Source organism: Bradyrhizobium sp. ORS 111, from assembly GCF_045571485.1.
Taxonomy (GTDB): domain Bacteria; phylum Pseudomonadota; class Alphaproteobacteria; order Rhizobiales; family Xanthobacteraceae; genus Bradyrhizobium.
Genome location: NZ_CP120701.1, coordinates 3,932,390 through 3,945,732 on the forward strand (window position 1 = coordinate 3,932,390; position 13,343 = coordinate 3,945,732).

A 13,343-nucleotide genomic window follows, 5' to 3' on the forward strand; every position below is an offset into this window, starting at 1 on the left:
ACGTCATTGCGGGGTCGCGCGTTCATCGACAAGCAGCTCGCTTAGACCAAACGTTTTCGCATCTCGATGTGCGCGATGCCGGCCTCCTCGAATTCCTCGCCGACCCGCGCGAATCCGACGCGGGCGTAGAACGGCTCCGCATGCGTCTGCGCGTTGAGGATCAGTTGGGGATAGCCGAGTTCGACCGCCTTGGCCATCAGCGCATCCAGCACGCGGGCGCCGAAGCCCGCGCCGCGCGCCGCTTTCAGCACGGCCATGCGGCCGATATGGCCGTCCGGCAGCAGCCGCCCCGTGGCGACGGGCGTGCCGTCCTCGGCAAATGCCAGCGCGTGCCAGCTCGACGCATCCATGTCGTCCCATTCCAACTCCACCGGCACGCTCTGCTCTTCGACAAAGACGTTGTAGCGGATGACGCGGGCGCGCTCGCGAGCTTCTTCCCAGGTGCAGACGAGGACGGAGGTGGACATCAGGCAGCACGTTGAAAGCTGATGAAGGGACAAAATGATGCGCTCGAAGACCCGCCTTGCGGTGTGCCTTTCCCGAATGTCCGGCGGTGCGGATGCGAAGTCCCGGATCGAAGCCCCGCAGTATTTTCACTTAGGTGGCATACCATGTGCCGGCTGCCTGTGCTAACCCTTCAGAAACAAGGCGAAACAATTGCCGTCGGGGAGCTGCGAACCGTTCGGTTTTTTCGGGGACGGGGCGGGCGCGTGCAAGACGATGAAAAAACGTAATCTGCTTCTGATCGTTGCCGTTCTCGGCATTGCGGCCGGAACAGCGTATATCACCCGCTCTTCCTGGACGGGTGGCGTGTCGACGGCACAGGGCACTCAGCGTCCGCGCATCGTGTCCGTCGATCTTGCGAGTGCGGAACGTCGGTCGGTTCCGGTCGATGTCGATGCGATCGGAACGGTTTCGCCGATCTCCAGTGTGGCGTTGAAGTCCCGGCTGGAGACCACCATCGTCTCGGTTCATTTCGAGGATGGCGCCAGGGTCAACGAGGGCGACCTCCTGTTCACCCTCGACGCGCGGCAGATTGACGCGCAGATCGAGCAGGCCGAGGGCGTTCTGGCCAGGGACCGGGCCCAGCTCGAGGGCGCGCAACGGGACCTCCGCCGCTACACTGAGCTCGTCGGCAAGGGCGCGACCACGCAGGTCAACCTCGACAATGCCAAGACCCAGTCCGACGTTCTGATCGGCACCATCAAGGCCGATCAATCCGCCCTCGACAATCTCCGCGTCCAGAAAAGCTATACGCTCATCCGTGCACCGTTCGCGGGCCGGATCAGCGCCGCCAACCTCAAGGTCGGTAACTTCGTCCGCCCGGCCGACACTCAGCCGCTCGCCACTATCAACCAGATGGCGCCGGTCTATGTCACCTTCGCGGTGCCCCAGCGCGCCCTGGTCGACCTGCGCGACGCGATGGGGAAGGGCGATCCGAAAGTCGTTGCGACTATTCCGGGCCACCGGCGCTCGGAACAGGGCAAGGTCGCCATGGTCGAAAACGCCGTCGATGCGACCACCGGCATGGTCACCGTGCGCGGCATCATGGCCAACGAGAACGAGACGCTGTGGCCGGGCACCATCGTGCAGACCAAGCTGATCATCCGCAGCGAGGACGCGATCGTCGTGCCCACGGTCGCGGTCCAGCGCAGCCAGAACGGCAACTTCGTCTTCGTCGCCAAGGACGGCATCGCTCGTGTCCGGCCGGTCAAGGTCGACCGCACCTTCCAGGGCAGCTCGGTCATATCGGAGGGATTGTCGGGCGGCGAAAGCATCGTTGTCGACGGCCAGCTCCTGCTGTCGGACGGCTCGCGGGTCGAGCCGCGAGCGCGCAAGGCCGGGGCCTGACCGATGACGCTCTCCGAGCTCTGCATCCGCCGGCCGGTGATGACGACGCTGATCACCGCTTCGATCATCGCCTTCGGCGTGTTCGGCTTCCGCCTGCTGCCGGTGTCGGCGCTGCCCAAGGTGGATTTTCCGACCATCGCGGTGACAGCGACGCTGCCGGGCGCGAGCGCCGATACCATGGCCGCCTCGGTGGCTGGCATCATCGAGCGCCAGCTCTCGACCATCGCCGGCATCTCCTCGATGTCGTCGAGCTCGTCGCAGGGCACGAGCGTCATCACCATCCAGTTCGATCTCAACCGCAACATCGACGCCGCCGCGCTCGACGTGCAGACTGCGCTCACAATCGCCCAGCGCCGGCTGCCGATCGAAATGATCATTCCGCCGAGCTTCCGGAAGGTGAACCCGGCGGACTTCCCGGTGCTGTTCATCTCGCTGGGCTCGGCGACGCTGCCGCTGTCGGCCGTCAACGAATATGGCGACATCACCATCGGGCAGGCGCTGTCGCAGCTTCCGGGCGTGGCGCAGGTGTTGATCTATGGCGCACAGAAATTCGCGATCCGCGTTCAGGCCGATCCGGAGGCCGCCGCCGCCCGTGGCGTCTCGATGGAGGACATCCGCGCCGCGGTCTCGCGCGCCAATTCCTCGACCCCGGTCGGAACGCTGAACGGCCCCAAGCAGGACGTCGCCTTGCAGGCCTCCGGCCAGATGGACAAGGCTGCCGACTATCGCCAGATCTATGTAGCATGGCGCAACGGCTCGCCGGTGCGGCTCGACGAAATCGCCAAGGTCTATGACAGCGTCGAGAACGACAAGATCGCGACCTGGCTGAACGACGAGCGGGCGATCGTGCTCGCCATCCAGAAGCAGCCGGATGCCAATACGGTTGCCGTGGTCGATGCCGTCCTCGCCAAGCTGCCGTCGCTGCGCGCGGCGATTCCGCCCTCGGTGACCATGCAGGTGATGATGGATCGGTCGGTCTCGATCCGACAGGCGGTCAACGATGTCGAAGAGACCCTGCTGATCGCGATCGCGCTGGTGATCCTGGTGATCTTCCTGTTCCTGCGCTCGGCGTCCGCGACCTTTATCCCGGCGCTCGCGGTGCCGATCTCGCTGTTCGGCACTTGCGCGGCAATGTATGCGCTGGATTATTCCATCAACAACATGACGCTGCTGGCGCTGACGCTCTCGGTCGGCTTCGTGGTCGACGACGCCATCGTCATGCTGGAGAACATCGTCCGCCATATCGAGCACGGCACGAAGCCGTTCGAGGCGGCGTTGAAGGGCGCGCGCGAGATCGGCTTCACGATCATCTCGATCACATTCTCGCTGATCGCCGTGTTCATTCCGGTGCTGCTGATGGGCGGCATCGTCGGCCGCGTGTTCCGCGAATTCGCCGTCACAATCTCGGTTGCGATCATCGTCTCCGGCTTCGTATCGCTGACGCTGACGCCGATGCTGTGCGCCCGCGTGCTGCGCGCCCATGACTCAAGCAAGCGGCCGAACGTCGTGCTGCGCGCCTTCGAGGCGATGTTCGAGGCCTGGCTGCGCGCCTATGAATGGGCGCTGGACTGGGTGCTGGCGAAGAAGGCGCTGATGCTGGCCGTGACGCTCGCCACGCTTGGCGGCACCATCTATCTCTACATGATCGTGCCGAAAGGCTTCTTCCCGCAGGAGGATACCGGCTTCCTGATCGGCGTGACGGAGGCCGCGACCGACACCTCGTTCGAGGCGATGAAGGTCCGCCAGCAGGCGCTGGTCGAGGTGCTGCGCACCGATCCGGCGGTCGACTACATCAATTCCACCGTCGGCTCCGGCGGTCCCAATCCGACCACCAACTACGGCCGGCTGTTCATCGCGCTCAAGGACCAGAAGACGCGTGACAACGCCACCGTCGTGATCGGCCGCCTCAGGCAGAAGGCCCGCGCGATCCCGGGCATGCAGGCGTTCTTTCAGAGCGTGCAGAACCTCAATATCGGCGGCCGGGTCTCGAAGAGCCAATACCAATATGTGATGCAAAGCGGCGATACGGCCTCGCTGTACCGGCTGGCGCCCGAGATGCGCGACAAGGTCGAAAAGATTCCGGGCCTGCTCGACGTCACCACCGATCTCTACATCAAGAACCCGCAGATGACGGTCGATATCGACCGCGAGAAGGCTGCGGTCTACGGCGTCACTGTCGACCAGGTCCGTAACCAGCTCTACAATGCCTACGGCTCGCGGCAGATCGGCACCATCTACATGCCGTCGAACGACTACCAGATCATCCTGGAAGCGCAGCCGCAATTCCGCGTCGACCCGTCCGATCTTTCAAAACTCTACATGAAGACAGCGAATGGCCAGACCATTCCGCTCGATGCCGTCGCCAGGCTCGTGCCGACGGTTGGACCGCTGCAGATCAACCACCAGGGCCAGCAGCCGGCGGTGACGATCTCCTTCAACCTCGCGCCGGGCTATTCGCTCGGTCACGCGGTCGACAAGATCACCGAACTCGAGCGGAACGCAAACCTGCCGCCGACGATCGCGACCGGCTTCTCCGGCACCGCGCAAGTGTTCCAGGATTCGCTGCGCGGGCAGGGGGTGCTCATCCTCGCCGCCGTGTTCGCGGCTTTCGTGATCCTCGGTATCCTCTACGAGAGTTTCATCCATCCGATCACCATCATCTCGGGCCTGCCGTCGGCCGGCATCGGCGCGATCCTGACGCTGATGATGTTCGGGATGGAGCTGTCGGTGATCGCGATGATCGGCATCGTGATGCTGGTCGGCATCGTCAAGAAGAACGCGATCATGATGGTCGACTTCGCGCTGGAGCGCCGCCGCGTCGGACTCAGCGCCGAGCACGCGATCCGCGAGGCGGCGCTGCTGCGCTTCCGTCCCATCATGATGACGACGTTCGCGGCGATCTTCGGCACGCTGCCGATCGCGCTTGGCGCGGGCGCCGGCGCCGAGCTGCGTCAGCCACTCGGCGTTGCCGTGGTCGGCGGTCTCTGCGTGTCGCAGCTACTGACGCTGTTCATTACGCCGGTGATCTACATCTATCTCGATCGCATCGATCGCAGGCTGCGCCGCAAGCTCGATCCGCAGCTCGATGCCGGCGGCGACGTCGAGCGACCGCAAGTGGTCGCGGCGGAGTAGACGCACGCGGTCGCGTGCGGACCACCCGTCAGAGCAAAGCGATCAGATCGAGAAGCTGGTGCCGCAGCCGCAGGACGCGGTGGCGTTCGGGTTGACGACGCGGAACGAGGCACCGATCAGGTCGTCGACGAAGTCGACTTCCGAGCCCGCCAGGAACGGGACCGAGGCCGGATCGATTAGCACCACGGCACTGTCGCGCTCAATCACGAGGTCGTCATCGGCCTGGGTGCGCTCGACGTCGAATTTGTACTGGAAACCGGAGCAGCCGCCGCCCTCGACCGAAATGCGCAGCTTGGCGCCTTCGCCTTCCTTGCTGAGGATCTGCCCGATCCGGCGGGCGGCCCGTTCGCTGACGGTGATGGCAGCAGTCATTTGATCGGTCTCCGAAACCTAGTTGAGCGTGATCTGATCGGAAGACCGGTCTCCGCCTTTCCGGATCGCGCTCGGCGTCATACCCAATTCACTTGGTATTGCGCACCCTGCATAGTTAAGTGCGTCGTGACGTAGAATCAAATGGATAAGGACTAAAATACCGTGTCGGTCGGAATGGCTGCCCCCCGCGCGCCTTATGCCTGCGACCCCGATCGCAGCCGGGGCCGGCTGGTCACGGAGCCGCCGAGCCGGACCCGCAGCCCGTTCCGCCGCGATTGCGACCGGGTGATTCATTCCACCGCGTTCCGCCGCCTCAAGCACAAGACCCAGGTGTTCGTCTTCCACGAGGGCGATCATTACCGCACCCGGCTCACCCATTCGCTGGAGGTGGCGCAGATCGCTCGGGCGCTTGCCCGCCAGCTCGGGCTCGACGAGGACCTGACCGAGACGCTGGCGCTGGCGCACGACCTCGGCCACCCGCCGTTCGGCCATGCCGGCGAGCGGGCGCTTGACGAATGCCTGAAGGCCCATGGCGGCTTCGATCACAACGCACAGACGCTGCGGGTCGTGACCTCGCTGGAGCATCGCTATCCCGAGTTCGGCGGGCTGAACCTGACCTGGGAATCGCTGGAAGGCATCGTGAAGCACAACGGTCCCTTGACCGAGCGCGGCGGCGCCCCGGTCGGGCGCTACCGCGACAGCGGCATTCCGGTCGGGATCGCCGACTACAACACGACCTACGACCTGGAGCTGTGGAGCTATGCCTCGCTCGAGGCGCAGGTCGCGTCTTTCGCCGACGACATCGCCTATGATGCGCACGATATCGATGATGGGCTGCGGGCAGGGCTGTTCGCCGTCGACGATCTCAAGGGGATGCCCTTGACCGCCGAGATCATCGGCGAGATCGACCGGCACTATCCCGATCTCGATGAGGTCCGGCGGGGCGCCGAACTGGTGCGCGAGTTGATCTCGCATTTCATCGGCGCTGTCGTTGCCGAGGCGAACAGGCGTCTGGCCGCCGCCAGGCCGCAATCCGCCCACGACGCGCGGCATCACCACGCGCCGCTGATCGCGTTCCCGCCTAACGTGGCCGAGGAGGAGGCGGCGATCAAGGCGTTCCTGTACCGGCGGATGTATCGCCATCCCCGGGTGATGCAGATCATGGGGGATGCGGAACAGGTGGTCCGGGACCTTTACGAGCGCTACCGGCGCTCGCCGGGCGATCTGCCGCCGGAATGGATCGAGGGCACAGAGCAGGAGACTGAGGGCGCGCGCAGCAGGCGGATCGGCAATTTCATCGCCGGGATGACCGACCGTTTCGCCCTGATCGAGCACCACAGGCTTTTTGACTTGACCCCGGATTTGCGTTAGGCGGCCTGCCATGGCCGACACCACCGCTTCATCACACCTTTTTGCCGACGTGCTGGCGCGCGTGCACGCGATTTGTGGCGCTATTGCTGCCGAGGACAACTGGCCCGCCGGCGTCGATCTGGCCCGCGTCGTGGTCGAACCGCCGCGCGACGCCAGCCACGGCGACATGGCGACCAACGCCGCGATGGTGCTCGCCAAGGACGCCAAGGCCAAGCCGCGCGAGCTCGCTGACAAGATCGCCGAGCGGCTGCGGGCGGATGGGTTGGTGGCCTCGGTCGAGGTCGCCGGACCCGGCTTCATCAATCTGACGCTCAAGCCGCAGGTCTGGGCCGACGCGCTGCGCGCCGTGCTCGCCGCCGGATCGACCTATGGGCGGAGCGACATCGGCGGGGACGAGAAGGTCAATGTCGAATACGTCTCGGCCAATCCGACCGGCCCGATGCATGTCGGCCATTGCCGCGGTGCCGTGTTCGGCGATGCACTGTGCAGCCTGCTGCAATTCGCGGGCTTCGATGTCTGCCGCGAATATTACATCAACGACGCCGGCGCCCAGGTCGAAGTGCTCGCGCGCTCGGCCTTCCTGCGCTATCGCGAGGCGCTCGGCGAAGACATCGGCGCGATCCCTGAAGGGCTCTATCCGGGCGACTATCTGAAGCCGGTCGGCGAGGCGCTGGCCAAGGAGCATGGCGACACGCTGCTGCGCATGAGCGAGGCCGAGTGGCTGCCGATCGTGCGCGACAAGGCGATCGCGATGATGATGGAGATGATCAAGGGTGATCTCGCCGCCCTGAACATCCATCACGACGTGTTCTTCTCCGAGCGGTCGCTGATCGCGAACGGCAACAACAAGGTCGCCGAGACCATCGATTTTCTGCGCGCCAAAGGCGACATCTATGAAGGGCGCCTGCCGCCGCCGAAGGGCAAGCCGGTCGAGGACTATGAGGACCGCGAGCAGTCGCTGTTCCGCGCCACGGCTTACGGCGATGACGTCGATCGTCCGCTGATCAAGTCGGACGGGTCCTACACCTACTTCGCTTCCGACATCGCCAACCACAAAAGCAAGTTCGATCGCGGCTTCGCCAATCTGATCGACGTGTTCGGCGCCGATCATGGCGGCTACATCAAGCGCATGCAGGCCGCGGTGAAGGCGGTGACTGCGGGCAAGGCGACGCTCGATGTCAAGATCGTGCAGCTCGTGAAGCTGTTGCGTGACGGCGAGCCGGTGAAGATGTCGAAACGCTCCGGCGAGTTCGTCACGCTGCGCGAGGTGGTCGACGAGGTCGGCTCCGACGCTGTCCGGTTCATGATGCTGTTCCGCAAGAACGACGCGGTGCTCGATTTCGATCTCGCCAAGGTGATCGAGCAGTCGAAGGACAATGCGGTCTTCTACGTGCAATACGGCCACGCCCGCGGCCATTCGATCTTCCGCAATGCGCGGGAGGAGGCGGTTCCGGATCTCCCGGAGGCCGAAGAGGCGCGGCTCGCTTACCTGCGGAATGCCGCTGTCGAGCGGCTGACCGATCCGGCGGAGATTGATCTTTTAAGGCGGCTGGCGCTTTATCCGCGCATGATCGAGGCGGCGGCCATCGCCCATGAGCCCCACCGAATCGCTTTTTATCTGTATGATTTGGCCAGCGAATTTCATGCGCTCTGGACCAAAGGGCGCGATTTGCCCTATTTACGCTTCATTATCAATAATGATGCAGAACTCACGAGGGCGCGACTGGCAATGGTTCAGGGCGTCGTCTCGGTTCTGGCATCGGGCTTAGCTGTTCTAGGCGTCCACGCTCCGACCGAGATGCGGTAGGTAGGGGCATTTGGCCCTCACGAGTGGGGATTTGTGAGGGCATCTGGCAGGGGCCAACTCGTTCGTACCGGCTGTACCGGCGATCTTGGCGCTGTCCCGAAGGGGATGCATCATCACAATGGCTGATCGATATCAGAACAGACCTTTTCCCGCCGCCGACGATTACGATGGCGGTGCTTATCCTGAAGCGGCCAAGGCCGACAGCGATCCGCTCGCCGAGTTGGCCCGGCTGATCGGCCAGACCGATCCGTTCGGCAACGCCGGCAAGCCCCAGCCGCCGCATCCGCTGCAATCGCGGGCCAATGCGCGGCCGCAATCCTATGAGCCGCCGGGCGAGAATGACATGCCGCCGGCTGGGCCGCCGCCCTGGATGCAGCGCGCGCGCAAGGAGGCTGCGCCGCCGCCCCCGCAGTCCCAGGCGGGCTACGACGAGCCGGAGCGTGACTACCAGCCGCGTCCGGTGCACCCGTTGCACCGATATGCGCCTAAGCAGGCGCAGCCGGAGCCCGAGCCCGAGCCGGTTCAGGCATATCAGCCGGAGCAAACCTATCAGCAGGCCGAAACCTACGGCGAGGACCCGCAGTACCAGAGCGCGGGTCACGACCACGATCCGTCGCGGTACGACGACGCGCTATATGGGCAGTTGGAAGCGAGCGAGCAGGATCTGCAGCGCGCGCCGGCCTATCCCGACGATCCCTATGCCTATCAGGGTTATGAGGAAGAGCCCGAGCCGCGCCGCCGGACCAGCGGCCTAATGACCGTCGCCGCGGTGCTGGCACTTGCGGTGCTGGGGACCGGGGGCGCCTTCGCCTATCGCACCTATGTCGGCTCGCCTCGCAGCGGCGAGCCGCCGATCATCAAGGCCGATAACACGCCGACCAAAGTGATGCCGGCCCAGGCCGATGCGCCCGCCAAGGCGCCGGACCGGATGGCCACGGGTGATGGCACCGAAAAAATCGTGTCGCGCGAGGAGACGCCGGTGGACGTCAGCGCCAACACGGCCGGACCGCGTGTCGTGTTTCCGCCCCTGAACGCCAACGCGAACCCGCCGCCGGTATCGAGCATAGGGACTACGACCGCGCCGCCACCACCGATGACGGCCAACGGGACGCTGCCGAACAACGAGCCGCGCAAGATCCGGACCCTGTCGGTCAAGGGCGATAATCCTGACGGCGCGTCGTCCGCTCAGGCGCCCGCCAAGCCTCAGGCGGCCGTCCGGACGCCGGCCTCTCGGGGCAACCCGGCATCGGCCAATGCGAGCGCGAACCAGCCCATCTCGCTGATGCCGGGCGGCCAGCCCGAGCCGGCTCCGACCCGGGTGGCGTCGACGGCGCCGACCGCTTCGATCAGCAGCGGCGGATACCTGGTTCAGGTGTCATCGCAAAGGAACGAGGCCGACGCCCAGGCATCGTACCGGGCGCTGCAGAGCAAGTTCCCGGGCGTGCTCGGCGGGCATTCGCCGGTGATCAAGCGGGCCGACCTCGGCGAAAAGGGGGTCTACTATCGCGCGATGGTCGGGCCGTTCGGCTCGCCGGAGGAGGCATCCCAATTCTGCGGAAGCCTGAAATCCGCCGGCGGACAATGCGTCGTCCAAAGGAATTAACGGCCGTTTCCTTGACCCGTGAGCCGCATGCGGCCTAATCGGCCGCATGGCGAGCCGTGCATTCATCACCGGTACCTCCGGGCTGGTCCTTAATGACGTCGAGCGCGAATTCATTCGCGCCGAGCGGCCATGGGGCTTCATCCTGTTCAAGCGCAACATCGAGACTCCCGCGCAAGTCTCAGCTCTTGTTGCGGAACTCAGGGCTGCAGTCGGCGATGCTGACGCTCCGGTCCTGATCGACCAGGAAGGCGGCCGAGTGCAGCGCTTGGGTCCGCCGCATTGGCCGGCCTATCCGCCGGGTGCAAGCTTCGCGGCACTGTACGACATCGATCCGAAGTTGGGTCTGACGGCGGCGTGGCTTGCCTCCCGTCTGATTGCTGCGGATCTGGCCGACCTTGGAATTACCGTTGACTGCCTGCCCTTGGCGGACGTGCCGGTCGCCGGCGCCGATGCGGTGATCGGCAACCGGGCCTATGGAACCGAACCGGGAAAGGTCGCAGCGATCGCACGCGCCGTCACCCGGGGCCTGGAACAGGGCGGCGTCCTACCGGTTCTCAAGCATATCCCCGGCCACGGACGGGCCACGGCGGACAGCCATTTCCGGCTCCCGGCCGTCGAGACCGCGAAAGCAGAGCTGGAAAGGACCGACTTCGCCGCGTTCCAGCCGCTCGCGGACCTGCCGATGGCTATGACCGCACATGTTGTGTTTAGCGCGCTCGACCCCGCCCATCCGGCGACGACTTCTGCGACAATCATCGAACAGGTGATTCGCGGCCTGATCGGGTTCCAGGGTTTGTTGATGAGTGATGACGTGTCGATGAATGCGCTGGCCGGATCGATCGCGGAACGGACCCGGGCCATCGTCAGCGCCGGCTGCGACGTGATCCTGCACTGCAACGGCAACATCGATGAAATGCGCGAGGTTGCGCGGGAGACGCCGGAACTGACCGGCCAGGCGCTTGAGCGCGCCAATCGGGCGCTGGCCGCACGGAAGCCGCCAGAGCCGTTCGACAGGCAATCGGCCCGCGCAGAACTGGACGCGTTGTTGAATCGGGTAGGGACGGCATGACCGCTGAAATTCTATCGTTTGAGACGGGGCGGCCGGCCGAGGTGGCGGAAGGCGAGCCCGCGCTGGTGGTCGACGTCGAGGGTTATGAGGGCCCGCTCGATCTGTTGCTGACGCTCGCCCGCCAGCAGAAGGTCGACCTCGCGAAGATTTCGATCCTCGCGCTCGCCGATCAGTACCTCTCGTTCATCGAGGCGGCCCGCAAGATCCGGCTCGAACTCGCCGCCGACTATCTGGTGATGGCCGCCTGGCTTGCGTTCCTGAAGTCGCGATTGCTGCTGCCGGAGCCCCCGACTGTCGAAGGCCCGAGTGCTGAAGAGATGGCGACCGCGCTCGCCAACCGGCTGCGCCGGCTCGAGGCGATCCGCGAGGCGGCCAATCGGCTGATGAACCGGCCGCAGTTCCAGCGCGATATCTTTCCGCGTGGCAATCCGGAGTCGATCGCGGAGATCAAGCATCCGAAATTCACCGCGACGCTCTACGACCTCTTGTCGGCCTATGCGACGCAACGTCAGTCGCGCGTGCTGACCTCGGTGCATCTCGCCAAGCGCACCGTGTGGTCGCTGGCGGAAGCGCGCGCCTCGCTGGAGCGGCTGGTCGGCATCGCCGAGGACTGGAGCTGCCTCGACGAGTACCTGATGAACTACGTCGCTGATCCCACGCAGCGAGCCACGGTGTTCGCATCAAGCTTCGCCGCCGCCCTCGAACTGGTTCGCGAAGGCGAGATGGAGATCAATCAGAAGCAGGCGTTCGCGCCGATCTATTTCCGAAAGCGTCCACCGCAAGCCGCCGCGGCGGCACCGGACCTGTCGGTCGAGTAAGTGGAAGAAGGAGAGCATGCCATGGCAAGCCTGGCAGAACGACGCATTGAAGAGGTCGAGGAGGAGGTTGCTCCTATGGATCCGATCGCGCGTCCCGAAGAATTGCGGCTCCTGGAGGCCTTGCTGTTTGCATCGAGCGAGCCGATTGATCAGGCGACATTGGCAAAGCGGATGCCTGACGGCGTCGACGTCAAGGCCGCGCTCGCGCAGTTGCAGGCGGAATATGCCCCGCGTGGCGTCAATCTGGTTCGCGTCGCCAACAAGTGGACGTTCCGTACCGCGGGCGATCTCTCATGGCTGATGACGCGCGAGAGCACGGAGACCCGCAAGCTGTCGCGCGCGGCGATCGAGGTGCTTGCGATCATCGCCTATCACCAGCCGGTGACGCGCGCCGAGATCGAAGAGATCCGCGGCGTGGTCACCTCGAAGGGAACCATCGACGTGCTGCTGGAGACCGGGTGGATTCGGCCGCGGGGCCGTCGCAAGACGCCGGGCCGACCACTGACCTTCGGAACCACCGACGGGTTCCTGTCGCAGTTCAGTCTGGAAGCGCTGACCGACCTGCCTGGGCTTGAAGAGCTCAAGGGCACGGGGCTGCTCGACTCGCGCCTGCCGACCGGCTTCAGCGTTCCATCGCCCTCTGATGATGCTGCGCTGCGCGAGGACGAAGAGCCGCTCGAGCCCGGTGACACGCTGGAACTGCTGCTCGCGCCTGCCGCCGAGCCGGAGCCCGGCGAACAGAAGGCCGAGACCGAAGCGACCGCCGAAACTGAAGCGACAGCGGAGGTCGAGGCCGAGGTTGCCGCCGAACCGGACGCGGCCGAACCCGACGCCGGCGAACCGGAAGCTCGCGACGGCGATGACGACGGTGCCGAGGAGAAGGGCGAATAGCCCGAAATATTCCTGGTTAAAGGCCTAGCAATATTACGTAGCCGCGACAGCGATTTGCCGCGGCTGAGGTCCTTGTTTTTGACACCCCGCGGGCCTACCTTCCGGCAAAGTTCAGGCCGGCTCGCCGGCCATTTCTGGAGGGTTGCAGGATGGGTTCGCTTAGCATTTGGCACTGGATCGTCGTGATCGCAGTGGTCCTGCTGCTGTTCGGACGCGGCAAGATTTCGGACCTGATGGGTGACGTCGCCCAGGGCATCAAGGCCTTCAAGAAGGGCATGCAGGACGACGACAAGGTTGCAGACAAACCGGAGCCCACCAAGGCTATCGATCACAATGCAGCGCCGTCGGCCGCGCGCTCGGATGTCGGCAGCAAGGCCGTCTGAGGCCATTGTACTGACGCATATTTCGACGTTTTTATTTGCGCGAGGC

General features: G+C 64.9%; 10 protein-coding genes and 1 pseudogene. 9 read left to right on the forward strand and 2 right to left on the reverse strand.

The window, feature by feature from the left end:
* Positions 1-41: 41 nt before the first annotated feature.
* The gene (locus tag P6U30_RS18355) at positions 42-467 is read right to left on the reverse strand and encodes a GNAT family N-acetyltransferase (protein ID WP_407170274.1); all 426 of its coding nucleotides are present in this window, start codon (positions 465-467) and stop codon (positions 42-44) included.
* 253 nt (positions 468-720) lie between these two features.
* Here P6U30_RS18355 and P6U30_RS18360 point away from each other — a divergent pair, with 253 nt between their 5' ends.
* Complete coding sequence (locus P6U30_RS18360; RefSeq protein WP_407170275.1) at positions 721-1,851, forward strand: efflux RND transporter periplasmic adaptor subunit; 1,131 nt, start codon at positions 721-723, stop codon at positions 1,849-1,851.
* A gap of 3 nt (positions 1,852-1,854) precedes the next feature.
* Positions 1,855-4,983 (forward strand): efflux RND transporter permease subunit, encoded by a 3,129-nt coding sequence (locus tag P6U30_RS18365; RefSeq protein ID WP_407170276.1) that lies wholly within the window; start codon positions 1,855-1,857, stop codon positions 4,981-4,983.
* A 42-nt stretch (positions 4,984-5,025) separates the two neighbouring features.
* Here P6U30_RS18365 and erpA read toward each other — a convergent pair whose 3' ends face one another.
* Positions 5,026-5,355, reverse strand: a complete 330-nt coding sequence (gene erpA, locus P6U30_RS18370) for an iron-sulfur cluster insertion protein ErpA (RefSeq protein ID WP_016846874.1) — start codon at positions 5,353-5,355, stop codon at positions 5,026-5,028.
* A 162-nt stretch (positions 5,356-5,517) separates the two neighbouring features.
* On the opposite strand from erpA, the gene P6U30_RS18375 reads away from it, so the two are divergent.
* The 7 genes and pseudogenes from P6U30_RS18375 to P6U30_RS18405 all read left to right on the forward strand — a co-directional run bounded on the left by P6U30_RS18375 (position 5,518) and on the right by P6U30_RS18405 (position 13,297).
* On the forward strand, positions 5,518-6,726 hold the full coding sequence (locus tag P6U30_RS18375) for a deoxyguanosinetriphosphate triphosphohydrolase (protein WP_407170277.1): 1,209 nt from the start codon (positions 5,518-5,520) through the stop codon (positions 6,724-6,726).
* Between the two features lie 10 nt (positions 6,727-6,736).
* On the forward strand, positions 6,737-8,533 hold the full coding sequence (gene argS / locus P6U30_RS18380) for an arginine--tRNA ligase (RefSeq protein WP_407170278.1): 1,797 nt from the start codon (positions 6,737-6,739) through the stop codon (positions 8,531-8,533).
* Between the two features lie 118 nt (positions 8,534-8,651).
* Positions 8,652-10,136 (forward strand): SPOR domain-containing protein, encoded by a 1,485-nt coding sequence (locus P6U30_RS18385; protein ID WP_407170279.1) that lies wholly within the window; start codon positions 8,652-8,654, stop codon positions 10,134-10,136.
* A gap of 46 nt (positions 10,137-10,182) precedes the next feature.
* Positions 10,183-11,205: a beta-N-acetylhexosaminidase gene (gene nagZ / locus P6U30_RS18390; protein ID WP_407170280.1), complete on the forward strand. Its 1,023-nt coding sequence runs from the start codon at positions 10,183-10,185 to the stop codon at positions 11,203-11,205.
* On the forward strand, positions 11,202-12,023 hold the full coding sequence (locus P6U30_RS18395) for a segregation and condensation protein A (RefSeq protein ID WP_407170281.1): 822 nt from the start codon (positions 11,202-11,204) through the stop codon (positions 12,021-12,023). The genes nagZ and P6U30_RS18395 overlap by 4 nt, the downstream gene beginning before the upstream one ends.
* Before the next feature lie 21 nt (positions 12,024-12,044).
* Positions 12,045-12,783: pseudogene (gene scpB, locus P6U30_RS18400) on the forward strand (SMC-Scp complex subunit ScpB); the annotation flags it as partial.
* A 280-nt stretch (positions 12,784-13,063) separates the two neighbouring features.
* On the forward strand, positions 13,064-13,297 hold the full coding sequence (locus P6U30_RS18405) for a twin-arginine translocase TatA/TatE family subunit (RefSeq protein ID WP_407152388.1): 234 nt from the start codon (positions 13,064-13,066) through the stop codon (positions 13,295-13,297).
* The last annotated feature ends 46 nt before the right edge of the window (positions 13,298-13,343 follow it).